Consider the following 24,361-nt stretch of genomic DNA (forward strand, 5'->3'; position numbering starts at 1 on the left):
GGGCGGGGTGCCGCAGCGGCCAGCGATGCTGTGAGAAACTCGCCTAAGCCCCGTTTCCGACGGACGGAGTGCGGCGGACAAGAGTAAGGACGGCACGGTGGCCATCGTTGACAACGGCGTGTATGTGGACGGCCAACGGACCGCCAACCCGGAGAATCTGGACCAGACGTTTGAACTCAAGCGTGATCACGGCGGAATGGCCTGGATTGGGTTGTACCGGCCGGATGATGCTGAAATTCAGAGGGTGGCGGAGGAGTTCGCGCTGCATGAACTCGCCGTCGAGGATGCGATGCACGGCCATCAGCGATCCAAGCTCGAACGCTACGGGGAAACCCTCTTCGCGGTCCTCCGGCCAGCCAGGTATCTCGATGCCGAGGAAATGGTGGAGTTCGGGGAACTGCACGTCTTCGTCGGGCCCGATTTCATTGTCACGATCCGCCAGGCTGAATCGCCCAACCTCGCGAAGGTCAGAACGCGACTCGAAGCACGGCCCGAATTACTCGCACTCGGACCCCAGGCAGTGCTCTACGCAATCCTTGACGAGGTCGTCGACCAGTACGCGCCCGTCGTCGCGGGTCTCGAGAACGACATCGACGAGATCGAGGACGAGCTGTTCAGCTCCGCTCCTGACGTAGCACGCCGCATCTATGACCTCTCCCGCGAAGTGATCGGCTTTCAGCGCGCCACGCATCCGCTGCGGCCGATGCTCGATGCGCTCCTGGCGGACTCCGAAAAGCACGACATGCACTCGGAACTGCAGCCCCGCCTGCGGGACGTGCAGGATCACGTGCTGCGCATCATCGAGCGGATCGACTCCTTCCGGATCTTGCTGCAGAACGCGCTCTCGGTCCATGCGAGCCTCGTGACGCAACGGCAGAACGAGGAAATGCGGCACCTCTCCGAAGCGAGCCTGGCGCAGAGCGAGGAGGTCAAGGCGATTTCTTCCTGGGCAGCTATCCTCTTCGCGCCCACGCTGGTCGGCACGGTGTACGGGATGAACTTCGACTTCATGCCTGAGCTGGACTGGCCGCTGGGCTACCCCTTCGCGCTTGCGCTGATGCTGCTGATGGGTGTCGGTCTGTATCTGACGTTCAAACGAAAGAAATGGCTGTAGGACCCCGCAGGGCCAGACTCCCGCCTAGTAGAACTCCACAGTGTCAACAACATTGAGGAGCGGTTCGCCGTCGAGGAGCCGCCGGGCATTCTCCGCAAAGAGCTCGGCGATCTTCCGTTCCTCTTCCTCGTACGTTCCTGCATTGTGGGGGCTTACCAAGACGTTCGGAAGTCCCCACAGCGGGCTGTCAGCCGGCAGCGGCTCCTGTTCGAAAACGTCGAGCGCGGCAAAACCGACCCGCCCGTCCCTGAGCGCCCCGATGAGCGCTTCCTCATCCACGGTGACACCTCGGCCGACGTTGACCACGGTGATGCCCTCCTTCACCTGTTCCAACAGCTCGCGGCTGAGCATGTGGCGGGTCGATTCGGTGGCGGGCAGGCACAACACCACGGCGTCAACGTCCGGAAGAAGAGCGCCAAGGCGCTCCGGCGGGACGATTCCCGAGACACCATCTGCGTCGACGTCGCGTCGATGCACACCCACGACGTCGGCTCCCAGCGCACCCAGTTTGCGCGCCACCGCGCGTCCAATTCCGCCCAGCCCGACGACGGCGACACGCTGGTTTGCCACCAGCGGCACCGGGCGCCGTGCTCCCCAGACGCGGTTGCGCTGATCCTCCAGTAACTGGGGCACGCCCTGCGCGCCGGCAAGGACGCCGAACACTGCGAACTCGGCCAGCGGTTCGGCGTGCACGCCGCCTGAGGTGGTGAACGTGATGCGCTCAAGCTCGTCGGGAGTGAGCTGCGCCGCCTTCACCTGGCTGCCGCCACCTGCGGGAGTGGTGTGGACCCACCGAAGGTGCGGGTTGGCGCGGGCAGTGCGGCGCAACTCCTGCCCCGATTGGCCGGGCACGCCATAGAGGGCCTCCGCGCTGTCAATGAGGCGCTCGTATTTTGCCTGTTGCGATAGCGTCCGCCGGAAGTCCCTGGCGCCCTGATGGTCGCCCGCGTAGAGCTGAGGAGGCAGCAGCGACTGGTCCCGGACCAACTCGATGCGCGGCTCCAGCTCTTCGATCAGTTCGCAGAGCGGTTCGGGTAGGGGAGTGGGTACAAAGACGCGAAGCTCGGCCACGGTTCTCCAGTCGACGGGGTTCTTACGGAAGCATATGTGACCTCACCGACAAAGATTCTTCACCCGGGTCCTTGTCGTTTGACGAGTTCCACGAAATAGATGGGCTCGGCTCCTATGCGATGGCCATTGTTTTTCCCCCAAGAATGGCCATATCGATTTTGCGCCCGCCGAGCGCGAGCACAATTCGAATCTAAGAGCGGCCGCGATCTAACGGAACCCCCGAGTTGCTTAGTCCAGGCCATAGTTATTCCATCGTGATGACTAATGCTAGCGACGCACCAAGACATTCTGCGACGGCCGATCCCGCTCATCCGCGGCTTGTGGGTAGCCGTCAGGGACTAACCAGATCTCTAGGTGATTGCCGTCTAGAGTGGCGGCTTGTTTGATGCCGCCCAACTCAAAGCTTGCTTTTGAGGAGCAACTCTGAGCAGACACAAATCCTCCGCCCGGACCATAACCCCGTGCCAAAAACAGGCACACCTCTTCCTTACCCTGGAGCGCCCATAGACCGAACCCGTCAATGGAACCCAATGCTCGGGCTCCATCCCACTGGTACTGCGGCATAGCTTCGCGGAGGATGTCTGGCGCGTCGATGGACTGCGGCGATTTACTAAAAACGGCTTCGAGGCTGGACGGATTATCCTCACTTACTGCCTCGAGTGCGGGGAGCGCGTCCCCCTCCGGCGCTCCCGTACTTGAAGTACATCCTGACAGCCCCATCGCCAAAGCCACCACGCACGCGGCTACTGTCCTCCGAAATCGATTCATCGTCCTCCCCATACGTCCTCGACCTTTTCAACCTAGCAGGCGACGAAAGGTGGGTTTGTCAATCCCGATAAGTAGCACGCGAATGGTGTGTGCATACGAGCTCGCGCTGCTGGGCGAACCACTTGGACCGAACTCGCGGTAAGTTCCTAAGCAGAGTCCCAGCCAAACACCTCGACCCGTGAAACGGAGACACTGTGCCTGAACAGATCCAACACCCCGTCGATCCCCGGCCGCTGGGCGGTACCGGCCTCGTGACGAGTCCCATCACGCTCGGCACCTCATCACTTGGCGCCGGAACCAGTTCCGGGGACCGTGATGAGGCGGCCGCCGTCGAACTTGCCCAGGGAATGCTGCACGGTCCCTACGCACTCATCGACACCTCCAACAACTACGCAAAGGGCCGAAGTGAGGCAGTTCTGGGCCTGGCGCTGGCCAACGGCGGCGCGGCCGAGGGCCGGTTTGTTGTGACCAAGGCTGACCAGGACCCCGAAACCGGCTCCTTTGACCGCGACCGCGTCCGGCAGTCCTTCGAGGAGAGCTGCGAGCGGCTAGGCGTGGACCGGCTTCAACTGCTGCACCTGCATGACCCCTACTCCATCACCTTCGAAGAGGCGGCAGCACCGGGCGGTGCAATCGCCGGAATGCTCGAACTCAAGGAAGAGGGGCTGGTCGATGCCATTGGCATCGCCGCAGGAACAGTCAGCCTGATGCGGCAGTACGTCGCCACCGGAGCCTTCGACGTCCTCCTCACCCACAACCGGTTCACGCTGGTTGACCGAAGCGCACTTCCGCTCATCGAAGAGGCAGTGGAGCGGGGAATGGGTGTGTTCAACGCTGCCCCCTTCGGCGGTGGACTCCTCGCCCGCGGGTCAGCCAGCGGTGCCACCTACGCCTACACCGATTCGCCGCCGGAACTACTCGAATGGGTTGCCCGGGTCGAGAATCTCTGTACCGAACACGGAATCGACCTCCCGACGGCGGCACTCCACTTCTCCCTGCGCTCACCTCTGGTTGACTCCACCATCGTCGGCATCTCATCAGCGAAGCGCATCGACCAGCTCGAACAAGCGCGGCAAACGGAAGTGCCGCCGTCGTTCTGGGAGGATTTGGACAACCTGGGCACACCGCCGTCGAACATCACCGACTGACCTGTCGGCCCGTGAACTTCGCGGCTACAGCGGATGGCACCCGTCTGGCTTGGCGGTCGGACGGCTCCGGAAGTCCGCTGCTGCTCATTGCCGGCCAGGCCACGGCGCTGACAGGCTGGGAACCGATCGTTCCCAGCCTGGCCGAGACATTCCAGGTCATCCGCTTTGACCATCGAGGGGTCGGCACAAGCGACGACGGCCCCACCGGACACCTCAGAACCAGGGACTTCGCCGCCGATGCCCTGGCCATCCTCGACGCCGCCGGTGTGGAACGGGCACACATTTATGGGCACTCGATGGGCGGCCGCGTTGCGCAGTGGCTCGCGATCGACCATCCGGACCGGGTGGGCGCCCTCATTCTCGCAGCCACCTCCGCGGGCGGATTCCTTGGGAAGAACCGTGATCCCGATGCCACCCGGGCGCTCACCAGCGGAGACCCAGCCCAGCTTGAACCGCTCTTCTTCGACGCGGACTGGGCAGCCGCGCACAGCTCGGCCGTGCGGACCTTCTTCACGTCACGCGCATCGAAGCAGGCCAAACGCCGGCACTTCCGTGCAAGCACAGAGCACGACGCGCGGAACCTCCTGGGCTCCGTTCAGGCGCCGACGCTCATCCTTCATGGCACGAACGATCCGCTCACCCCGCTGGACAACGCGCTGGCCCTTCGTGAACTCATTCCGCACTCCATGCTGGTCAAGATCGTGAATGGACGGCACGGCTTCCACCTCGACCACCCCGAAACGGTCGATTGGATCCGACGGTTCGTCGCCCGCAAGGCACCGCATCTCTAGCGTGGCTGGATCTTAACTATCGGCCGTAAACCTGCCACACTGGGTGCATGCTGAAGAAAGTCGTCGTCGTCGCGCTTCCGGGAGTGACGCCCTTCGAGTTCGGGGTCGCGTGCGAGGTGTTCGGTGTTGACCGCTCCACGCGCGGCGTGGGCATACCGGCCTTCGACTTCTCGATCTGCACGCCCTCACCTGGCCTCGTTCCCACGGGCCTGGGTTTCTCCATTTCCGTGGAGCAGGACCTCGCAGCTCTCGAAACAGCGGATCTGGTGATCATGCCGCCGTTCGGAATCGATGCACCGGGACAACAGGAAGTGCACGCGGCCCTTCAGGCGGCCCACCAGCGCGGAGCCTGGGTCCTGTCGGTCTGCAGCGGAGCCTTCGCGTTGGCGGAAGCGGGACTCCTCAACGGCCGCCGGGCAACCACGCACTGGCTCCACGCCCATCGGCTGGCCGAGCAATACCCGGAGATCCACGTTGACGAAAATGTGCTCTACGTCCAGGACGGCACCATCATCACCAGCGCCGGAACAGCCGCGGGAATCGACGCCTGCCTACACCTGGTGCGCACCGAACTGGGAGCCGCCGCGGCCACGAGCATCGCCCGTTCCATGGTGGTCCCGCCCCACCGCGCCGGCGGGCAGGCCCAGTACATCGACCGTCCCATCTCCGTGGCACAGTGCGACACCCTCGAGGACATCCTCGTCTGGATGGACGAACACCTCGACGAGGAACACTCCGTCAGCGCCCTCGCGGCCCGCGCCCACATGTCGGAACGAACCTTCGCACGACGCTTCAAGGCGGAAACGGGCACGACGCCGGCGGCCTGGCTCACAGCGCAACGGATCCTTCGCGCGCAGACCCTGCTGGAGGAATCCGACCTCGGGATCGAAACCATCGCCCGCGAGACCGGCTTCGGGCAGGCGGTACTCCTGCGCCATCACTTCCAGCGTGCACTTGGCACGTCACCGGCCGCTTATCGGAGAACATTCCGCGGGCATCCGGCGCCTGCGCAGAATCCTGACGCCCGTAACCTGCAGCCCGCCTGAGAAGGAGCCCCTCATGCCACACTCCAATGATCCAGCCACCATCAAGCGGCTCCTGACCACCCCTGCGCGCTGGGCCGTCGTCGGGCTTTCGAACAATCCGCGGCGGGCCGCAATGGGGGTTTCGCGCTTTTTGATCGACCAACTCGGAATGGACGTTGTTCCGGTCAGCCTGAAAGGCGACGACGTCTATGGCCGCACCGGCTACAAGCGGTTGGCCGACGTGCCGGGGGAGATCGACGTCGTCGACTGCTTCGTGAACAGCCAACGGGTGGGCGCAGTAGTCGATGATGCGATCGCAGTGGGCGCCAAGGCGGTCTGGTTGCAGCTCGGAGTGATCGACGAGGCGGCAGCCCAGCGTGCGGCGGATGCCGGACTGGAGGTTGTCATGAACACCTGCCCCGCCATCGAGGCGCCGAAGCTGGGGCTGTAAGCAGGAAGACCCAGCGTCACATGCGCTGGTAGCGGGACCGCACAATCATGAAGACGCCATAGGCAATCAGCCCCAGCGCAACGGCACCGAGGATCCACACCCCGAAGGGCTGCTCCTGAAGTGATTTCAGTGCGCCGTCCAGCCCCGTGGACTCCTCCGGATTGTTCCGCACCGTTGCGATGACCAGAAGGATACCCAGCACTCCCAGGGCGATCCCCTTGGCCACGTAACCTACGGTGCCCAGTATGGTGACGGCCTTGCCAGCCGAACCGGAGGGCTTGCCCGACAGATTCTCCTCGAACTTCTGCGTGACGCCGCTGTAGACGAAGTACCCGCCAACCGCGAGGATACCGACGCCGGTTGCAAGGAGCAGTGCCGCTCCAACCGGGTTTGCCATCAGGGCGGCGCTGGTGGACTGGGTGGATGAACCGCCGCCTCCTCCGCCCATTGCGTATTGTGCAAACGCGACACCGATCGCAGCGTAGACGACGGCCTTGCCGCCGTTCTTCAGGCGGTAGGTGATCTTGTCCTTGCTGTTGAGACGCTTCGGCGGAAAGAGCACTTCGCTGAGCAGGAACAGCGCCAGAGCAGCGCAGCCGATGAAACACACCCACAACAGGATCCCACCGCCTGGAGTGCCGGCAAGGGAGGCCATCGCGCCGTTCTGGTCCGCGCTGCCTGACCCTCCCCGCGCGACTCCGAGGGCGATGACGCCGATGAGGATGTGCAGCAGGCCTGCCGCGATATAACCTGCACGGGCAGCGATGATGAACGGCTTGGAATCGGAGGCGTCTTCGGCTCCGTCTGCAGCCTTCCGCGCCTGTCGGCTCACTTCTCCCATGTGCACTCCTTGATCGTGGTCCCTCTAGTGTGTCACCGCTTCGCTGTACGCTCACTACGTGGATGCAGAACAGCTTCGGGCGGCGTGTCTGGCCTTTCCCGGCACGTTCGAGGACTTCCCGTTCGGCCCGGACGCCTCCGTTTTCAAGGTGCACGCTCCGGGCGGTCCGGCGAAGATGTTCGCACTCTCGGACTTCGGATCACCGGCCCTGTCCATCAGCCTCAAGTGCGAGCCTGACCTCGCCGAACAGCTGCGCGCTGCACACCCCGAGATCACCGGAGCCTGGCACATGAACAAGACCCATTGGAACGGCGTGGACTGCACCGGATCCCTTCCCGATGACATGCTCCGCGACATGATTGAGGACTCCTACGACCTCGTGGTGGCAGCACTCCCGAAGAAGGACCGCGACTCACTCGGCTGGTCCCGGCTGACACGGGGCAGCGATGCCTGACATCACCCACACAGCAATCGGCTGGACGCAGTCTGGCGCGTGGCCGGCAGGCTTCCGGCCTATGCGTCACCGTATCCGTGTGGGCACCGGGGAAGCGGCGTACCGCCGGTTGGCCGAGGGAATCCTCACCTTCGAACTCCACCGCCGCTCCAAACTGCGCATCACGGCGGAGCCGCGTGCCGCCGTCGGAGGCACCGTGGTGGTGGGGTTCGGAGCGGGCAACCTTCGCCTCCATGCGCCGTGCGAAGTGGTGTGGGTGGAGGAAGTGAACGCAACCAACGACGACGACGGCGCCCGCCTGAGCGGCGGCGCCCGTCGGGCCGGCTTTGCCTACGCCACCCTGCCGGGTCATCCGGAGACCGGCGAAGAGAGTTTTGTTGCCGTGCTGGATGCGGACGGCTCGGTGTTCTTTGAACTGCACGCCTACAGCCGGCATGCGAACTGGTTCTACCGTCTCGGTGCTCCCGTTGCACGCTTCTGTCAGGAACTCGCTACCCGCTGGTACCTCAATGCTGCCCGCCAGCTGGCAGCGGAACCAGGGGAAGCAGCTTCAGGCCTGCTGCACCATCGGCAGGGTCAGTAGCGCGATCAGGGGAGGGGCACCCTGCACCAGCGCGGCAATCCACAGCGTCCGGTTGGTCACCACAAGCACCACGGCCGCGAGCACCATCACTGCCAGCGCGAGAACGATCATGCCGTACCCGACCAGGGTGCCGGACAGGGCCAGGCCCACAATCACACCGGCAGCAAGGAAGAGGTTATAGAAGCCCTGGTTGAACGCCATGGGGCGGATGATGTCGGCGTGTTCCTGAGAGACGATCCCGAACTTTCGCCATGCGGACGGGTGGCGCCAACGCACACTCTCGAGCACAAAGATGTATACGTGCAACAGACCCGCAATCATGGCGAAAAGCGCACTGAACAGCGGAAATGTCATGGATCAACCCTATCTGCTGGGCTGCTCTCCCCATGGACAGTACACGTAACGATATGGCAGAGCACCGGCGTGAAACACACCGGTGCCCTGCCATATCGGCCCTCGCCCGAAGGCTTACGCGAAGTGCTTCGGAAGCGTGGCTTGGTGTGCTTCTCTCAGTTCCGTCAGCGGGAGGGTGAAGTGACCCTGCACGTCGAGTGCCTCGCTCTCGACATCCACAACGCCGATCCGGGTGCGCGGGAAATTCCGTGCGGCGCACATGTCGTTGAACCGCACTTCCTCCGAGCGGGGGACGGAGACGACGGCGCGGGCCTGGCTCTCGCTGAACAGCGCGGTGAACGCGTCGATTCCGTCGCGCTCGCAGAGCTCGTCGATCGCGATCCGCGCGCCAACACCGAAGCGCAGTGCGGCCTCGGACAGCGCAGCGGCGAGCCCGCCCTCGGAGAGATCGTGTGCGGCATCGATCATGCCGTCGCGTGAGGAGTTGATGAGGATCGCCGCGAGCGTCTTTTCAGCGCCGAGATCCAGTGCCGGGGGCTGCCCGCCGAGGTGGCCGCGCAGGTTGGCCCACTCGGACCCGTCGAGCTCATTCCGGGTGGTGCCGAGCAGGTAGATGGCCTGCCCGTCCTCACGCCAGCCGGACGGGGTACGGCGGGCGACGTCGTCGAACACGCCCAGCACGCCAACGACCGGCGTGGGGTGAATGGCCACGCCGCCGGTCTGGTTGTACAGCGAGACGTTGCCGCCCGTCACCGGTACGCCCAGTTCCTGGCAGGCGTCAGCGAGACCGCGAACCGACTCGGCAAACTGCCACATGACCTCGGGGTCCTCGGGAGATCCGAAGTTGAGGCAGTCAGTGACCGCCAGTGGCTTCGCACCGGAGGTAGCGACGTTGCGGTAGGCCTCGGCGAGAGCCAGGCGGGCGCCGTCGTAAGGGTTGAGATAGGAGTAGCGGCCGTTGGCGTCAGTAGAGAGCGCGATGCCGAGGCCGGTTTCCTCGTCGACGCGGACCACGCCGGCATCATCCGGCATGGCCAGGGCGGTGTTGCCCTGCACGTAGCGGTCGTACTGGTTGGTGATCCAGTCCTTGGAGCACATGTTCGGCGACGCCATGAGTTCCAGCACAGCACTGCGAAGATCCGCAGGAGGCTCGGCGCTGAAGGTGTCTGCCTGCACGCCGTCCTGCCACTCGGGGCGGGAGTACGGGCGTTCGTAGACCGGGCCGTCATGGGCAACGGTGCGGGGGTCGACGTCGACAATTTTCTCGCCGGCCCACTCGATGATCAGCCGTCCGGTGTCCGTGACCTCGCCCAGCCAGGAGTATTCGACGTTCCACTTGTCCATGATGGCCTCGAACGCGGCGACGTTTTCGGGAGTGACCACGGCCATCATGCGTTCCTGAGATTCCGACATGAGGATCTCGCCGGGAGTCAATGAGGGGTCGCGGAGCAGCACGCTGGTGAGTTCGACGTGCATGCCGCCGTCACCGTTCGAGGCCAGCTCGGAGGTGGCACAGGAGATTCCGGCGGCGCCGAGGTCCTGGATGCCCTCCACTACTGAGGCCTTGAACAGCTCAAGGCAGCACTCGATCAGCACCTTCTCGGCAAACGGGTCGCCGACCTGCACGGCAGGTCGCTTCGACGGCTTGGAGGAATCGAACGACTCCGATGCCAGCACCGAGGCGCCGCCGATGCCGTCGCCGCCCGTGCGCGCACCGAAGAGCACCACGCGGTTGCCGACGCCGGACGCGTTGGCCAACCGGATGTCCTCGTGGCGAAGCACGCCTACCGCGAGGGCATTGACCAGCGGGTTGCCCTGGTAGACGGAGTCAAACACCACCTCGCCGCCGATGTTCGGCAGGCCGAGCGAGTTACCGTACCCGCCAATGCCGGACACGATGCCGTGCACCAGTCGCGGCGTGTCCGGGTGGTCGATCGCTCCGAACCGCAGCGGATCCATGACCGCCACAGGACGGGCGCCCATCGAGATGATGTCGCGGACAATGCCGCCGACGCCGGTCGCCGCACCCTGGTAGGGCTCCACGAAAGAGGGGTGATTGTGGGATTCGACCTTGAAGGTCACCGCCCAGCCGTCGCCGATATCGACGACGCCGGCGTTCTCGCCGATCCCGACGAGGAGGTGCTCCTTCATGGCTTCGGTGACCTTGTCGCCGAACTGGCGCAGGTGCACCTTGGAGGACTTGTAGGAGCAGTGCTCGCTCCACATGACCGAGTACATGGCCAGTTCAGCAGCGGTCGGCCGGCGCCCGAGAATCTCGACGACCCGCAGGTACTCGTTCTCCTTCAGGCCCAGTTCAGCCCAGGGGAGCGGCTGCTCAGGAGTCTGCTCGGCATGCGCGACCGTGTCGATATTGAACTTCTTGGAGGTTGTCTCTGTGGTCACTTGTTAACCAGCTTCTGCAGTACCGAGGTGAAAATGCCGAGTCCATCCACGCCGCCGCGGACCTCAACCTCACCGAGAGCGGAGGAGTCAGGGCCGAAGCCCGCCTCCACCGCGTGCTCCGGGTGGGGCATGAGGCCTACGACGTTGCCGTGCTCATTGGTGATGCCGGCGATATCGCGGCGTGAGCCGTTGGGGTTGCCGCCCAGGTAGCGGAAGACCACGCGGCCCTCACCCTCAAGCTCATCAAGGGTGCGCTCGTCGGCAACGAACTGGCCGTCCTGGTTCTTCAGTGGAACCACGATCTCGCTGCCCTCGGCGTAGGACGAGGTCCACGCCGTCGAGCTGTTCTCCACTTTCAGGCGCTGGTCCTTGCACAGGAAGTGCAGGTGGTTGTTCTTGACCATGGATCCGGGCAGCAGGTGTGCTTCGGTGAGCACCTGGAAGCCGTTGCAGATGCCCAGCACGGGCAGCGAACCGCCGGAGGCGGCCGCGGTGATCTGCTCCATCAGCGGGGCGAAACGCGAAATTGCGCCTGCGCGCAGGTAGTCACCGTAGGAGAAACCGCCGGGGATGATGACGGCGTCGACATCCTTGAGGTCATGGTCGCCGTGCCACAGCGCGACGCCGGTGCCTCCTGCGAGGCGGACTGCCCGGAGGGCATCGCGATCATCGAGCGAACCGGGGAAGGTGACAACGCCGACGCGGACGCCGGAAAGTCCTGAATCCACGACCTCGGCATTCGAATGCCCGATCAGCGGAGTTTCGACGGTCACTGTGCGTCCTCGATGACCTCGACGCGCGTCACGTCCTCGATCACGGGATTTGAAAGCAGGGTAGCCGCGGCGTTGCGGGCGGCTTCCAGTACTTCTTCCGTAACATCGCCTTCAACGGTCAACTCGAACCGCTTTCCCTGCCGCACTTCAGCGAAGCCGGTGAACCCGAGACGGGGAAGGGCGCCGGCTATGGCCTTGCCCTGCGGATCGAGGATTTCAGGTTTGGGCATGACGTCAACAACGATCCGGGGCATCCGGCAACTCCTGTGAAGTGTGGGCACTGCGAAAATGCGGTTAAATGCAGATGCCCGACGGGTGCCGTCTCACGCTTGGAGGTCCACAGCCTGTTCCAGCGCTCCGCGAGCTTGCCAGCCCATTCTACCGGCCGAACCTACCGGGCCGGAACTCGGGCCCGTCAGCCCGGGACTACTGTGCGCCGGCAGCGCCGAGAATCGTTTCGAGGGCATTCCACCGGGCAATCTCACACCCGTCAGTGGCAGCAAAGGACGCATAGACGCGGTGTCCGTCGACGGTGCCCTTGACGGTTGCCGTCTGCGGGCCGCCGTACTGCTGGGTGCACATCTGGTTGGGATCCGGCTGCGCGTTGAAGAAGGCAGCGCCCAGGCGTTTGACTGCCGCACACGCGGCCTCCGGGTTGGGCACCGTAGTGGTTTCGCCGATGCCGTCCGGAGTGCATTCGAGTAAGTACTCGGTTGGCTGCGACTCGGGGGTGGGCTTGATGCTGATGGCCAGCATGGCGGTACCGACAGCGTCAGGATCCGACGGCAGGCTGGGTGTGGGCTTTGGTGAATCTGCTGGCATGCTGCTCTCCGTGGCTGTTGGCGACGAGGACGGTTCCACTGATTCGGTGCTGGTCGACGTGGGAGGGGCGGCGGTCAGTTCGGTACCGGGAACACCAGCTGCGCCGCATCCTGCCACGACCGCCGAAAGCGCAGTCGCGGTGAGGGCGCAGGCAATCCTGACGGCAGTGCCGTGTGCCAGTCCCATGGGAAACCTCCTTGTTACCCTCGATGCACCTGTCGGCAGGTTGGCCCCGCGCTCAGCGCCCGACGCCGGGTTGGAACCCCGGCTGAAGTTGATTGATGTACTCGCTTAACTGTGCACGCTTTAGCTGGGATTCAGCCGAGAACTCACGTTGCGCCCGCACATAGTCTGCCCGACCCGCAGCCGTTTCGATGGCGATCGGAGAGTAGCCCCACTCGGCGAGATCGTAGGGAGATGCCTTCATATCCATGATGCGGATCCGCCAGGCGAGTTCGAAGCAGTCCATCACGAGCTCGCTCGGAAGCGCAGGCACCAGCTTGTAGGCCCACTTGTAGAGGTCCATGTTCGCGTGCAGGCAGCCGGGCTGTTCGAGGGTCCGCTGCGTTGTGCGGGTCGGCTGAAGTTCGTTCAGCGAAACCGCCTGAGGTGCGTAGAAGCGGAAGGCGTCGAAGTGGGTACACCGGATGCGGTTCGCCTCGACCACCGCGTCCGTCCCGGTGGAACCAAGCCGGAGGTCCAGGTACTCGTGCCGGATCGAGTTGTCCTCCGACTTGTACGCCATGGCCCACTCATGCAGTCCGAAACAGCCAAGCTGCGCAGGTCGGGCAGCCGTTCCGGACAGGATGATCCCCGCGAAGTTCACCGCCTCGCGCCGCGCATCCAGGAAAGCGGCGAGATCCACGGTGACTGCGCCGTCGTCGTCGTTCAGTTCCAGCTGCTGCCGCTCCTCGACCGTGAGTGTGCGGTAGAACTTCCAGCCGGCGCGTTCGACGGCGGCCGGTCCGGTCAGGACCGTATGCGCTCCCGGATGCCACCGCAGCAGCTGGGCGGGCTTCTGGGTGTAGTAGGTGAAGAGGAAATCCTCCACCGGGTGCTTGCGCTGCTGCGCGCGGCGACGCAGGTACGGCTCCGTGTAGGCGCGTGCGCGCTCGGCGTGGGCGAGCGCACGGGGCTCCCACTCATCCGGGGCAAGGACAGTCACAGGCACCCTCCCATTATCACCTGATGTCCTCAAGCAACGGTTCTATATCATTCCTGCTGACCGAAGTGAATGAACGAACGTTATGAAATCCCGATTTTGCTCGAAGTCTCTGTTTACCGGCAGGTTCTGCTCAGGATGGCGACCAGAGGACGTTACTCGGGGGTAGCCTATGTGAGGCTCGGTTGTGACTCAGGGCACAGCCCCACACCAGCTGCTTTCAGCCCGGCAGGTCCGGGCGCGTTCTCGATGAAAGGTACCCTCGCGTGAAAGACCCCCAACACAGGAATCCGCGGGCAGGTGGATTGCGTGGAGCTACAGCTCTCGTCCTTGGCCTCCCACTGATTCTTGGCTCCATGACAGCGGTACCCGCCGCTGCAGCACCTGCTGGTCCTACTGCTACCCAGCAGATCCAGCCGGTCAAGAAAGTGGATCCCAGCAACTACCCGGACGGCCGCTACATCGTTGTGCTCAATGAAGAGCCTGCGGCAACATACGACGGCGGTGTGCCCGGCATCGAAGCCACCAAGCCGGGGAAGGGTGAGAAGCTCACCGGCAAGAAGGACTTCCAGAAGTACACGAAGCACCTCGAGCAGAAGCAGCAGGCTGTGGCCGCCGAGGAGGGCGTCGAAATCAACCGCTCCTTCGCCGCGGCGCTCAACGGCTTCAGCGCCGAGCTGACGTCGGAGCAGGCGGTTGAACTCGCCAAGGATTCGAACGTCCGCATGGTCGCTCCTGACGTTGAAAACGCGCCGGACGACTACTCAAGCATGGACATCCTTGAGCTCCGCGGTAAAAAGGGAGCCTGGAAGACCCAGTTCGGCGGTGAGGAGAACGCCGGGGCCGGTACCGTTGTCGGCGTCATCGACACCGGGTACGCGCCGGACAGCGCGTTCTTCGCCGGCGAGGAAGTGCAGCCGCTCAAGGGCAATGCGAAGCCAAAGGTCGGCGTTCCGTATCTCAACGCCGATGGCCAGATCGCCATGCTGAAGGCAGACGGCTCAATCTTCCTCGGTGAGTGCCAGGCAGGCGAAGGTTTCACCGGCGAGGAGTGCAACTCCAAGGTCCTCGCGGCACAGTACTTCGCAGACGACTTCATCCGGTTCGTTGACGAAGAGAATCGTGCACCGGAGGAACTTCTCTCCCCGGTGGACGTCGACACCCACGGAACCCACACGGCCAGCACCGCCGCGGGCAACAGCGGCGTCACGCAGACCGTCGACGGCCGCGACTTCGGTGTGTCTGCGGGCGTAGCTCCTGCGGCCAAGCTGTCGGTCTACAAGGTCTGCTGGGCTGATGACGATGCGGCAACCGGCGGTTGCTACTCATCTTCTTCCGTCGCTGCCATCAATCAGGCGATCCTCGACGGCGTTGATGTACTGAACTACTCGATTTCGGGCAGTGCAACCACCACCACCGATCCTGTATCGCTGGCATTCCTTTCCGCAGCTTCCGCAGGCGTCTTCGTGGCAGCCTCGGCCGGCAACTCCGGCCCGACCGCCAGCACCGTCAACCACGGAGCGCCCTGGGTGACCACCGTTGCAGCGAGCACCTTCAGCCACGCGCTTCAGGGCACTGCCGAGTTCTCCGACGGGACCAAGTTCCGCGGCGCCAGCATTATGAACGCCGGCGTCCCCGCAAGCCCGGTGGTTCTCAGCACCGACGCGGCTGCAGCAGGCGGGGTCAGCCCTGACCTGTGTGGCCCCGACTCGCTCGACCCCGCACTGGTGACCGGCAAGATCGTTGTCTGTGACCGCGGCGTCTTTGATCGCGTTGCCAAGTCCGCTGAAGTTCTCCGTGCAGGCGGCATCGGCATGATCCTGGTCAACCTCACCGATTCCTCCATGGACACGGACAAGCACTCGGTACCCACCGTGCACGTCAATGCTCCCCAGAGCCTCGCGCTCAAGGACAAGGTTGCGGCCAACCCAGACATCAAGGTTGCGCTGGTACCCGAGGACACCACCGGAGAACCGTTGCCTCCTGTCCCGCAGATCGCAGGCTTCTCCTCACGCGGTCCGCTGCTCGCCACCGGCTCGGACCTCCTGAAGCCGGACATCGCCGCTCCCGGCGTTGCTGTTCTCGCAGGTGTTTCCCCCATCGGTACCGGCGGCGACGAGTTCGGATTCCTTTCCGGAACCTCGATGGCTTCTCCGCATGTTGCAGGTGTCGGCGCGCTTATCCTCGCCGAGAACGCGCAGTGGTCGCCCGCCGCGGTCAAGTCCGCGATGATGACCACCGCTACCCCTGTCAAGAACTCGGAAGGCGGCGTTGACGGCGACGTCTTCGCAACCGGTGCAGGCCAGGTGGACCCCACCAGCGTGCTCAATCCAGGCCTGATCTACGACGCCGGTATTCGCGAATACCTGCAGTTTGTCGAGGGAACCGGCTACGCGGACGTCGATGGCCTCGAGGGCATCGACGCCAAAGACATGAACGTTCCGTCCTTCGCCGTCGGTAACCTGACCGGCAAGGTCACCGTCACCCGTACGGTCACCGGTGTGAAGCCGGGCACCTACACCGCATCAGCCAATGTGCCCGGTGTGAACGTGACGGTTTCCCCATCGGTCCTGAAGTTCGCCAAGCCGGGCGAAACCCAGACCTTCACGGTGACGTTCGAGAATGAGAGTGCAGCCCTCGGCCAGTTCGCAAAGGGCTCACTGACCTGGCAGAGCAAGAAGGAATCGGTAACCTCGCCGGTTGCAGTGCGACCACAGTCGGTAGAGGCCCCCTCTGAGGTGTCCTTCACCTCCGAGGGCCCTGACGGCAGCGGACAGATTCCCGTAACCTCAGGCTCGAACGCCCCGATAGCCATGGAGCTTCTCGGTCTGTCCAAGGCAACCAGTGAAGACTTCTCACTGGTCCCGAATGGCGGAGGACTGTCCCTCTCAACGAACGCGTCAAACTACGTGACCAACCTGACTATCCCTCAGGGCACCCCGTTTGCGAAGCTGTCCGTTGTCTCTGCCGATCCGACTGCGGACTTCGACTTCTTCGTGGTCAACTCCCGCAATCAGATTGTTTATCAAGCAGCTACCGGCTCGGCAAGTGAGAGCCTGAACCTGCAGAATCCGACTCCGGGTACCTACAGGGTGATCGTCAACCTCTTCGCAAGCCCCGATGGTCGGGCAACTGCCGGAACCTTCGATGCTGCGATCCTCGGCGCCGACGCAGGAAACGCCTCGCTCACGCCCAATCCGCTTGAGCTGGCCAACGGCGAGTCCGGAGAGGTCACGCTGAACTGGAACGGACTTGAGCCGGGCTCCTACGTGGGCCGCGTAACCTACGAAGGATCCGCCGCCGTAACGTTCGTTTCGGTTGCCGTAGGCGCTGACGGTGTGGCCGCACCGACGGCAGTGTCATCGACCGGTGATGCAGACAAGCTGCGCACCGCCCCTGAGGGGGACGCCACTCCGACAAACGGCAAGTAACATTCGCCGGTAGGAAAGCACAGCGAATCCCCCGCACTGGTAACGGTGCGGGGGATTTCTGCGTGATACCCGCTCTTTTTGCCCCGGACGGACTTAAGCTGTGGGTACTCGACCAGCCGCAGAGAGAAGGCGATACCCATGGCTGAGAGAAATCGGCGCCGCTGGATCAGAAACCCGGCATCAATTTTCCTTGGTCCCGCAGACAGGGACGACCTCGATGGGCCCGTGCAGCACCGACATGACGAGTTCGAGACGGCTTCAGAAGCTGAACTCGCCGAACTCAACGTCGAGGTGGACTCCGACGGGCATCACTACGCCGTTCGACGGCATCCGGACCACGAGACAGTGCGCCGGACCGAACCGGTCCAGAAGTACAAGGACTATTTCACCAAACCCGTACTTCACACCGACGACTAGTTGAATTGGCAGGAAACGCCCCGTTTGGCTTCCCATAAGGGGCGTGTCCTGACGAATCAACGCGGGTTAGCGACCTGTGCCCGCATAGACGGTGGCGACGGCCTCTCCGTCGAGATCGAATGCGGCGTGCACCGCGCGCACCGCCGTGTCGAGCAGGTCTGCGCTGGTGACTACCGAGATACGGATCTCGGAGGTGGAGATCATGTCGATGTTCACACCGGCGTCGGACAGTGCCTTGAAGAACTTGTAGGAGACGCCGGGATTCGAGCGCATGCCGGCGCCGATGAGCGACAGCTTGCCGATCTGCTCGTCATACTCGACGCTCTCGTAGCCGACAGCCGCCTGGGCGGTCTTCAATGCCGCGCGGGCGTCTGCGCCTTCAACGATCGGCAGGGTGAAGGAAATGTCCGTGCGTCCGGAACCGTGCGTCGAAACGTTCTGGACGATCATGTCGATGTTTGAGTGGGCGCCTGCAACGATCCCGAAGATTTCCGCTGCCTTGCCGGGGATATCCGGCACGCCGACCACCGTGACCTTCGCTTCTGACCGGTCATGGGCAACACCGGAGATGATGGGCTGTTCCAAGGGTTCTCCCTCTTGAATCTTGATCGTGTCATCGGGGTTGGGCAGCACCCAGGTCCCCTCGAGCTGGCTGAAGGATGAGCGGACGTGCAGCGGAACACCGAAGCGGCGGGCGTATTCCACGCACCGCAGGTGAAGGATCTTTGCTCCCGAGGCTGCCATCTCAAGCATTTCCTCGCTGGAGATGGTTGAGATTTTCCGCGCGGCAGGGACCACGCGCGGATCTGCCGTGTACACGCCGTCGACGTCGGTATAGATCTCGCAGACGTCAGCCTTCAGGGCCGCCGCGAGGGCAACGGCAGTGGTGTCGGAACCGCCGCGGCCGAGAGTGGTGATGTCATTGCTGTCCTGGCTCATTCCCTGGAATCCGGCGACAATCGCGATGTCGCCCTTGTCGATGGACGCCTTGATGCGATGAGGGGAGACGGCGATGATCCGGGCCTTGCCGTGGATGGCATCGGTGATCATGCCGGCCTGGCTACCCGTGAAGGACTGTGCGCTGGATCCGGATTCGTGAATGGCCATCGCCAGCAGCGCCATGGAGATGCGCTCCCCGGCGCTGAGCAGCATGTCCATTTCCCGTGGATTGGAGGACGAAGAGACCTGCTCTGCCAGATCAAGCAGCTCATCGGTGCTGTCGCCCATGGCGGAAACGACGACGACGACCCGGTTGCCGGCGGCCTGCGTCTCAACGACGCGCCTGGCAACGCGTTTAATGCCTTCGGCGTCCGCCACGGACGAGCCACCGAACTTTTGAACAATGAGGGCCATGCGCACGCTCGCTTCTGGATGAACCACCGGTAACCGCACACAATGTTAACTGTTTGGTTTCGGCTCACCCAATTGGAAGTCGAATTGTGCCGGGATGTCGGCGTGCCTTGCTAGTGTCGGCTCATGACCAATGGGTATGGGGGAATCATTGCCAAAGGTATTCAACGAAGTTTCGGTTCGGTTGCTGCCGTCCGGAACATCGATTTCGAGGCGCCGCCGGGAGAGGTGACAGCGCTGATCGGACCCAACGGGTCCGGGAAGACCACCCTGCTGCTGATCCTCGCTTCGCTGTTGGCGCCGGATGCCGGTACTTTATCCGTCGGCGGATCGGACCCGGGAAAAGATACCGCCGCAGTGCGCCGCAAAGTCGGTTGGATGCCGGACACGCTGGGCGTCTGGGAATCCCTCAAAGCCCGCGAAATCCTCACCACTGTCGGTGCCCTTTACGGACTGAACCCGACGGCGGCGGCTCACCGCGCCGCTGAACTGCTCGCGGAAGTCCGGCTCAGCGACTACGCCGACGCCCCCGCAAGGGTGCTGTCCCGCGGCCAGCAGCAGCGGCTGAGCCTGGCCCGGGCACTTATTCACAATCCGGACGTGCTCCTGCTGGATGAGCCGGCATCCGGACTGGACCCGGGTTCCCGGGTGGAATTGCGGATCATGCTCCGGCGGCTGGCAGGAGAAGGCAAGACGATCGTCGTCTCCAGCCATGTCCTGTCGGAACTGGACGAGATCGCGGACCGCGCAGTCTTCGTCAACCGGGGCGAATCCGTGAAGAGCCAGACACTGGATGAGGCAGGAACACAGCTGCGCCGATACTGCATCCAGGCCGAACCGATGGGGGCGCTCGCCGACGCCTTGGCGAGCCACGGCGTCGTGTTCGAGGAGCGCGGCGATTCCCGGCGCGTCGAGTACCAGGTGCTGCTCAGCAGCACCGAACAGGCAGCGTGGCTGCTGCGCACGCTCATCCTGGCGGACGTCGTCGTCACCGCCTTTGCGCCCGCGGGCGGCGCCCTCGAAGAAACTTACATGAGCCTGGATACGGAGCGGCAATGAGCACCATGGAGACTCAGCCACTGCAGGAGAACACGCACCGCCTTGGCTACGTGGCGGGAGTGCGCACCATCTTCGGGCTGGAGATGAAGCAGCGGCTGCGCGGCCGCGCCTGGTACATCGTGATGGCCGTCTGGTTCCTTGTGATCGGTCTGGTCTTCCTGCTCGCCACACTGACGACGGCGACCATGGACGGCGCCGGTCCGTTCCTGTTTGACCTGGTGGTCGGCTTTGTCCTGCTTTTTGGCCTGCTGGTGGCGCCCGGGCTTTCAGCGAACGCAATCAATGGCGACAGGACCGGGGGAACCCTTGCCATTCTCCAGATCACGCTGCTCACGCCGGGGCAGATCCTGTGGGGTAAGTGGCTTGCGTCCTGGGTTGCGTCACTGGGGTTTCTTGCGCTGAGCTCACCGTTCATCTTCTGGGCGCTGGCCCTGGGAGGGGTCAATCCGCTCGAGGCGTTCGTCTCGCTGCTGGTGCTGTCCATTGAGCTGGGCCTTGTGTGCGCGCTCGGTGTCGGCATCTCGGCGCTCGCAGGCAGGCCCCTGTTCTCGATTGTCACCACTTACATGATGGTTGCGCTGCTCTGCATCGGCACCCTGATTGCCTTCGGCCTGAGCATGTCGCTGGTGATCGAGGAGGACGTACGGGTCACGCAATCCTTCTACGACTATCCCCAGGAAGCACTCGAGAGCGGGCAGATGCTCACGGAAGAGGATCTGGAGTGCGTCACCAACGAGGTGCTCACGTCTGTCCTGCACACCGAACGCACGGCGTGGCTGCTCGCTGCCAATCCGTTCGTGCTCGTCGCCGACGCGGTGCCGTATGACCGTGATGCAGGATCTGCGAACTCCGGCGTGCTGACCGCAAACTACCGCGCTCCCGGAGTAATGGAAAGCATCAGTGAGCAGGTCCGCCTGGCGCAGGCCGGCCCGGATTACGAGGTCACCTGTGATGAGGCGCAGTTCTTCGGGTCGGGTTCCCGGGACATAGAGTCCGAGCCGTTGCCGATCTGGCCGCTGGGGCTCGCCCTGCAGGGAACATTGGCCGGCCTGGTGCTGTGGGCAGGCCGGCGCAAGCTGGTGACTCCTGTTCGCCGTCTCGCGCGGGGCACGCGCATCGCCTGATCGCCCTGACCGGCTGACTGAAACGGCCCAGCGTGCAAGTCAGGAGACGGTGCGGCGGCCCTCGAAAGCGCGGCCGAGGGTGATCTCATCGGCGTATTCGAGGTCACCGCCCACCGGTAGCCCGGAGGCCAGGCGGGTAACCTTGATGCCGATGGTTTTCAGCATGCGCACCAGATAGGTTGCTGTTGCTTCGCCCTCGAGGTTGGGATCCGTGGCGATGATGATTTCCTGGACCTGATCATCCGAGAGACGGCTCAGCAGTTCACGGATGCGCAACTGCTCCGGCCCGATTCCGGCGATGGGATTGATGGACCCGCCGAGAACGTGGTACTTGCCGCGGAAGGAACGGGTGCGTTCAACGGCAATGACGTCCTTGGACTCTTCGACCACGCAGATCGCGCTTGGATCGCGACGCGGGTCGCGGCAGATGCCGCAGGTTTCCTGCTCTGCGACGTTCCCGCAGATGGTGCAGAACTTGACCCGTTCCTTGACGGTGACAATGGCGTTGACGAGGCGCTTGGTGTCTTCCCCGTCAGATTCAAGGATGTAGAACGCGATGCGCTGTGCCGATTTGGGGCCCACGCCCGGGAGGCGTCCCAGCTCGTCGATGAGCTCCTGAACTGCGCCTTCGTACACGGGTATGCCTTAGCTGTAGGTGGTGCTGGGCTGGTCCTGGATAAGCCAGGTTATTGATCGAGGCTGCGTTCCTCGATCAACCGGCCGTTGAGGATCCGTTCGATGGCCTGGCGGCCCACCAGCCCGGATTGTTCGATGGTCTCATCATCCGCACTGGGAACGTCCTCGACGAAACTCAAGTCTACGGCGCCGGCTGGACGCTCCTGCTGCTTCGGTCGGGCTGCTTCCGCCCGCGCAGCTTCGTCGAGCAGCTGTCGGTAGCGGCTGGGACGTGCCGGTGATTCCTCCTCGAACGAGGGTTCCTCCGGGCCGGGATCGTCAGGATCACGGGAAGGTTCACGGGAAGGTTCAGCTGTCAGCCAGCGGTCGGCGGCAGCTGTGGGGCTGTCTTCCGCCGTCTTGTCGTCCGTCTGGTCCGATTGAGCCTGTGGTCCGGCGGGCACGTCCTCGGAGAGCCCCCATGCGTCGTCCACTGTTTCCGTTGTGGCTGCGCTCTTCGGGGCCGGCGTAGCTGATGCAGGAGCGGTAACGGTGGGAACAGCTTGATTGGTGACCTGCGGTTCCTGCGCCTCTGCCGGCTGGTTCCGGCTAGTTGGTACTTTTGGGTCGGGTTCACCCGCTGCCGCGGCGCCGTCGTGGATGGCTTCGATGCTGCAGCTCAGCCCGAGCACCTTATTGATAGCCTGCTTCAGGTTGTCCGCGTGTTGTCCGCGCTGGAAACCGAGCGCGTTGCCCTGTGAAGCGAACGCCAGTGTGAGCTGATTGTCGCTGAAGGAACGCGGCTTCGCGTCGGCGTTGACGTTCAGCCAGGTGCTGCGTTTGATGCGGGTCAGTTCGTCCATGATCTCCGGCCACGCTCTGCGGATCATCTCGATCTGACCGGACGCCTGCGCGGGTGGCTGCGGGTCCTGCGGTCGTGAGTCAGTCGGTTGCGCGTCCTGCGGTGCAGATGTCTGCGGCTGGAGGGGTTGCGTCGCAGTGGGCTGCGGTAGCTTCACCTGCTGCTCACTTCGGTCTGCAGCGCGATCCGGCTGCTCGCGTGGGCCTGCAGAGCGCCGGTCCTCGCTGGTGGACGCCTCGGGCGGCAAACCCCATCCGCCACCCCAGTCTGCAGCGGCAGGTTCCTGGGCCGGCTCCGTGGCCCGCTCCAGTTTCTCCGCTGGAGCCGGAGCTTCCTTCTGGGAGCCGGCCGGGCGTTGGTCCGCGCTTCGGGGTGCCGACGCCGCAGGCGGTGCTTGCCGTGGTGCGTTGGCGGCAGCGGGTTGAGCTACCGCAGCCTGTGACGGTTCCGTCTTCGCGGCTGGCGCCGGATCCGTTTCCGCAGCCGGTGCAGCAGCAGACGCCACGGACGCCGCGGACGTCGACGCCGCTGTACCAGCATCAGGGAGGCCACCAGCATTCGGGAGGCCGCTGGCGTAGCTGAGCCTGCGCTCGATCCGGTCGACACGGGCAAGGGTGCCCTGCTCGGACTGGTCCGCAGCGGGCAGCAGAATGCGGGCACAGAGCAGTTCGAGGTGCAGCCGTGGAGAGGTGGCACCGGTCATCTCGGTCAATGCCGTATTGGTGATGTCCGCGGCACGCGACAGTTCCGCACGTCCAAGCTGCTGGGACTGCGTCCGCATGCGGTTCAACTGGTCATCAGGGGTTCCACGGAGGATGGACGCGGCGGCGTCGGGGACAGCGTTCACAATGATGAGGTCCCGGAACCGCTCCAGCAGGTCCTCAACGAAGCGGCGCGGATCGTGGCCAGTCTGGATCACACGGTCAACAGCGCCGAAGACGGTCGCGGAATCACCGGCCGCAATGGCGTCAACCACATCGTCGAGCAGGGATGCATGGGTGTAGCCGAGCAGCGAGACTGCAAGCTCGTAATCGAGACCGGACGCCCCTGCGCCGGCCATCAGCTGATCCAGCACAGACAGGGAATCACGAACCGACCCGCCACCCGCACGAACCACGAGGGAAAGTACCCCCGGTGCCACCGGGATGTTCTCCTGGTTGCATAGGAGCTCCAGGTAAGCCATGAGCGGCTCGGGCGGAACCAGGCGGAACGGGTAGTGATGCGTGCGGGAACGGATGGTCCCGATCACCTTGTCCGGTTCAGTGGTGGCGAAGATGAATTTGATGTGTTCCGGCGGCTCTTCGACGATCTTCAGCAGCGCGTTGAAGCCGGCGCTGGTGACCATGTGCGCCTCATCGATGATGAAGATCTTGAAGCGGTCGCGGACCGGCGCAAAGGTGGCACGCTCGCGGAGGTCACGGGCATCATCCACACCACCGTGGGAAGCGGCGTCGATCTCGATGACATCCAGGCTGCCCGAGCCGTTGCGGGCCAGCTCCACGCAGCTGTCACAGGTGCCGCAGGGGACCGGCGTGGGTCCCTGCGCACAGTTGAGGCAGCGGGCAAGGATGCGGGCGGAAGTGGTCTTGCCGCAACCGCGCGGACCCGAGAAAAGATAGGCGTGGTTGACCCTGTTCTTGGAAATCGCCGTCATCAGTGGCTCGGTGACGTGCTCCTGGCCGATCACGTCGGAGAAGGTCTCCGGACGGTACCGGCGGTAAAGGGCTGTACTCACAGAAGAAC

General features: G+C 64.0%; 21 protein-coding genes and 1 pseudogene. 11 read left to right on the forward strand and 11 right to left on the reverse strand.

Annotated elements, in window-relative coordinates:
• Window positions 1-97: 97 nt before the first annotated feature.
• A complete protein-coding gene (corA, locus tag JOD47_RS09265; protein WP_204533771.1) occupies window positions 98-1,114 on the forward strand; it encodes a magnesium/cobalt transporter CorA in 1,017 nt (338 codons plus the stop codon).
• A gap of 24 nt (window positions 1,115-1,138) precedes the next feature.
• On the opposite strand, the gene JOD47_RS09270 is transcribed toward corA, so the two are convergent.
• Complete coding sequence (locus JOD47_RS09270; RefSeq protein ID WP_204533772.1) at window positions 1,139-2,185, reverse strand: D-2-hydroxyacid dehydrogenase; 1,047 nt, start codon at window positions 2,183-2,185, stop codon at window positions 1,139-1,141.
• A gap of 962 nt (window positions 2,186-3,147) precedes the next feature.
• On the opposite strand from JOD47_RS09270, the gene JOD47_RS09275 reads away from it, so the two are divergent.
• Genes JOD47_RS09275 through JOD47_RS09290 form a run of 4 tightly spaced genes read left to right on the forward strand, consistent with a single transcriptional unit; the run spans window position 3,148 to window position 6,368 of the window.
• The gene (locus tag JOD47_RS09275) at window positions 3,148-4,101 is read left to right on the forward strand and encodes an aldo/keto reductase (RefSeq protein ID WP_307836247.1); all 954 of its coding nucleotides are present in this window, start codon (window positions 3,148-3,150) and stop codon (window positions 4,099-4,101) included.
• Between the two features lie 11 nt (window positions 4,102-4,112).
• Complete coding sequence (locus JOD47_RS09280) at window positions 4,113-4,892, forward strand: alpha/beta fold hydrolase (RefSeq protein ID WP_307836248.1); 780 nt, start codon at window positions 4,113-4,115, stop codon at window positions 4,890-4,892.
• A gap of 47 nt (window positions 4,893-4,939) precedes the next feature.
• The gene (locus JOD47_RS09285) at window positions 4,940-5,938 is read left to right on the forward strand and encodes a GlxA family transcriptional regulator (RefSeq protein WP_204533773.1); all 999 of its coding nucleotides are present in this window, start codon (window positions 4,940-4,942) and stop codon (window positions 5,936-5,938) included.
• A 13-nt stretch (window positions 5,939-5,951) separates the two neighbouring features.
• Entirely contained in the window at window positions 5,952-6,368 is a 417-nt protein-coding gene (locus tag JOD47_RS09290) for a CoA-binding protein (protein WP_204533774.1), read from the forward strand.
• Between the two features lie 16 nt (window positions 6,369-6,384).
• Here JOD47_RS09290 and JOD47_RS09295 read toward each other — a convergent pair whose 3' ends face one another.
• A complete protein-coding gene (locus JOD47_RS09295; protein ID WP_204533775.1) occupies window positions 6,385-7,209 on the reverse strand; it encodes a DUF1206 domain-containing protein in 825 nt (274 codons plus the stop codon).
• Window positions 7,210-7,267: 58 nt separating this feature from the next.
• Here JOD47_RS09295 and JOD47_RS09300 point away from each other — a divergent pair, with 58 nt between their 5' ends.
• Entirely contained in the window at window positions 7,268-7,663 is a 396-nt protein-coding gene (locus tag JOD47_RS09300; protein ID WP_204533777.1) for an MmcQ/YjbR family DNA-binding protein, read from the forward strand.
• Window positions 7,656-8,246: a DUF1990 domain-containing protein gene (locus tag JOD47_RS09305; protein WP_204533778.1), complete on the forward strand. Its 591-nt coding sequence runs from the start codon at window positions 7,656-7,658 to the stop codon at window positions 8,244-8,246. Before JOD47_RS09300 ends, JOD47_RS09305 begins: the two co-directional genes overlap by 8 nt.
• Here the strand turns inward: JOD47_RS09305 and JOD47_RS09310 are convergent.
• The 6 genes and pseudogenes from JOD47_RS09310 to JOD47_RS09335 all read right to left on the reverse strand — a co-directional run.
• Window positions 8,214-8,504 (reverse strand): annotated as a pseudogene (locus JOD47_RS09310) (DUF1304 family protein); the annotation flags it as partial. The gene JOD47_RS09305 and the pseudogene JOD47_RS09310 overlap by 33 nt on opposite strands.
• Window positions 8,505-8,714: 210 nt before the next feature.
• Window positions 8,715-11,003: a phosphoribosylformylglycinamidine synthase subunit PurL gene (gene purL / locus JOD47_RS09315; RefSeq protein WP_204533780.1), complete on the reverse strand. Its 2,289-nt coding sequence runs from the start codon at window positions 11,001-11,003 to the stop codon at window positions 8,715-8,717.
• Window positions 11,000-11,776, reverse strand: coding sequence for a phosphoribosylformylglycinamidine synthase subunit PurQ (gene purQ, locus JOD47_RS09320; RefSeq protein WP_204533781.1), 777 nt, complete (start codon window positions 11,774-11,776; stop codon window positions 11,000-11,002). The genes purL and purQ overlap by 4 nt, the downstream gene beginning before the upstream one ends.
• Window positions 11,773-12,030, reverse strand: a complete 258-nt coding sequence (gene purS / locus JOD47_RS09325) for a phosphoribosylformylglycinamidine synthase subunit PurS (protein ID WP_204533782.1) — start codon at window positions 12,028-12,030, stop codon at window positions 11,773-11,775. Before purS ends, purQ begins: the two co-directional genes overlap by 4 nt.
• Window positions 12,031-12,202: 172 nt before the next feature.
• A complete protein-coding gene (locus JOD47_RS09330) occupies window positions 12,203-12,784 on the reverse strand; it encodes an SSI family serine proteinase inhibitor (protein ID WP_204533783.1) in 582 nt (193 codons plus the stop codon).
• A gap of 52 nt (window positions 12,785-12,836) precedes the next feature.
• Window positions 12,837-13,763 carry a 3-methyladenine DNA glycosylase gene (locus JOD47_RS09335; RefSeq protein WP_307836249.1) on the reverse strand — a complete coding sequence of 309 codons (927 nt, stop codon included), beginning with the start codon at window positions 13,761-13,763 and terminating at the stop codon, window positions 12,837-12,839.
• A gap of 353 nt (window positions 13,764-14,116) precedes the next feature.
• Here JOD47_RS09335 and JOD47_RS09340 point away from each other — a divergent pair, with 353 nt between their 5' ends.
• Both JOD47_RS09340 and JOD47_RS09345 read left to right on the forward strand, forming a co-directional pair.
• A complete protein-coding gene (locus JOD47_RS09340; protein ID WP_204533787.1) occupies window positions 14,117-17,191 on the forward strand; it encodes a S8 family serine peptidase in 3,075 nt (1,024 codons plus the stop codon).
• Window positions 17,192-17,329: 138 nt separating this feature from the next.
• Complete coding sequence (locus JOD47_RS09345; RefSeq protein ID WP_239548055.1) at window positions 17,330-17,608, forward strand: hypothetical protein; 279 nt, start codon at window positions 17,330-17,332, stop codon at window positions 17,606-17,608.
• Between the two features lie 66 nt (window positions 17,609-17,674).
• Here JOD47_RS09345 and JOD47_RS09350 read toward each other — a convergent pair whose 3' ends face one another.
• Entirely contained in the window at window positions 17,675-18,961 is a 1,287-nt protein-coding gene (locus JOD47_RS09350; protein WP_204533788.1) for an aspartate kinase, read from the reverse strand.
• Window positions 18,962-19,084: 123 nt separating this feature from the next.
• On the opposite strand from JOD47_RS09350, the gene JOD47_RS09355 reads away from it, so the two are divergent.
• Together JOD47_RS09355 and JOD47_RS09360 are read left to right on the forward strand one after the other, a co-directional pair.
• Window positions 19,085-20,017, forward strand: a complete 933-nt coding sequence (locus tag JOD47_RS09355) for an ABC transporter ATP-binding protein (RefSeq protein ID WP_204533789.1) — start codon at window positions 19,085-19,087, stop codon at window positions 20,015-20,017.
• Between the two features lie 5 nt (window positions 20,018-20,022).
• Complete coding sequence (locus tag JOD47_RS09360; protein WP_239548056.1) at window positions 20,023-21,141, forward strand: ABC transporter permease; 1,119 nt, start codon at window positions 20,023-20,025, stop codon at window positions 21,139-21,141.
• 39 nt (window positions 21,142-21,180) lie between these two features.
• Here the strand turns inward: JOD47_RS09360 and recR are convergent, their stop codons facing one another.
• Together recR and JOD47_RS09370 are read right to left on the reverse strand one after the other, a co-directional pair.
• The gene (recR, locus tag JOD47_RS09365; RefSeq protein ID WP_056546101.1) at window positions 21,181-21,777 is read right to left on the reverse strand and encodes a recombination mediator RecR; all 597 of its coding nucleotides are present in this window, start codon (window positions 21,775-21,777) and stop codon (window positions 21,181-21,183) included.
• A 50-nt stretch (window positions 21,778-21,827) separates the two neighbouring features.
• Window positions 21,828-24,353, reverse strand: a complete 2,526-nt coding sequence (locus JOD47_RS09370) for a DNA polymerase III subunit gamma and tau (protein WP_204533791.1) — start codon at window positions 24,351-24,353, stop codon at window positions 21,828-21,830.
• Window positions 24,354-24,361 lie beyond the last annotated feature (8 nt).

Source organism: Arthrobacter tumbae (assembly GCF_016907495.1).
GTDB lineage: Bacteria > Actinomycetota > Actinomycetes > Actinomycetales > Micrococcaceae > Arthrobacter_D > Arthrobacter_D tumbae.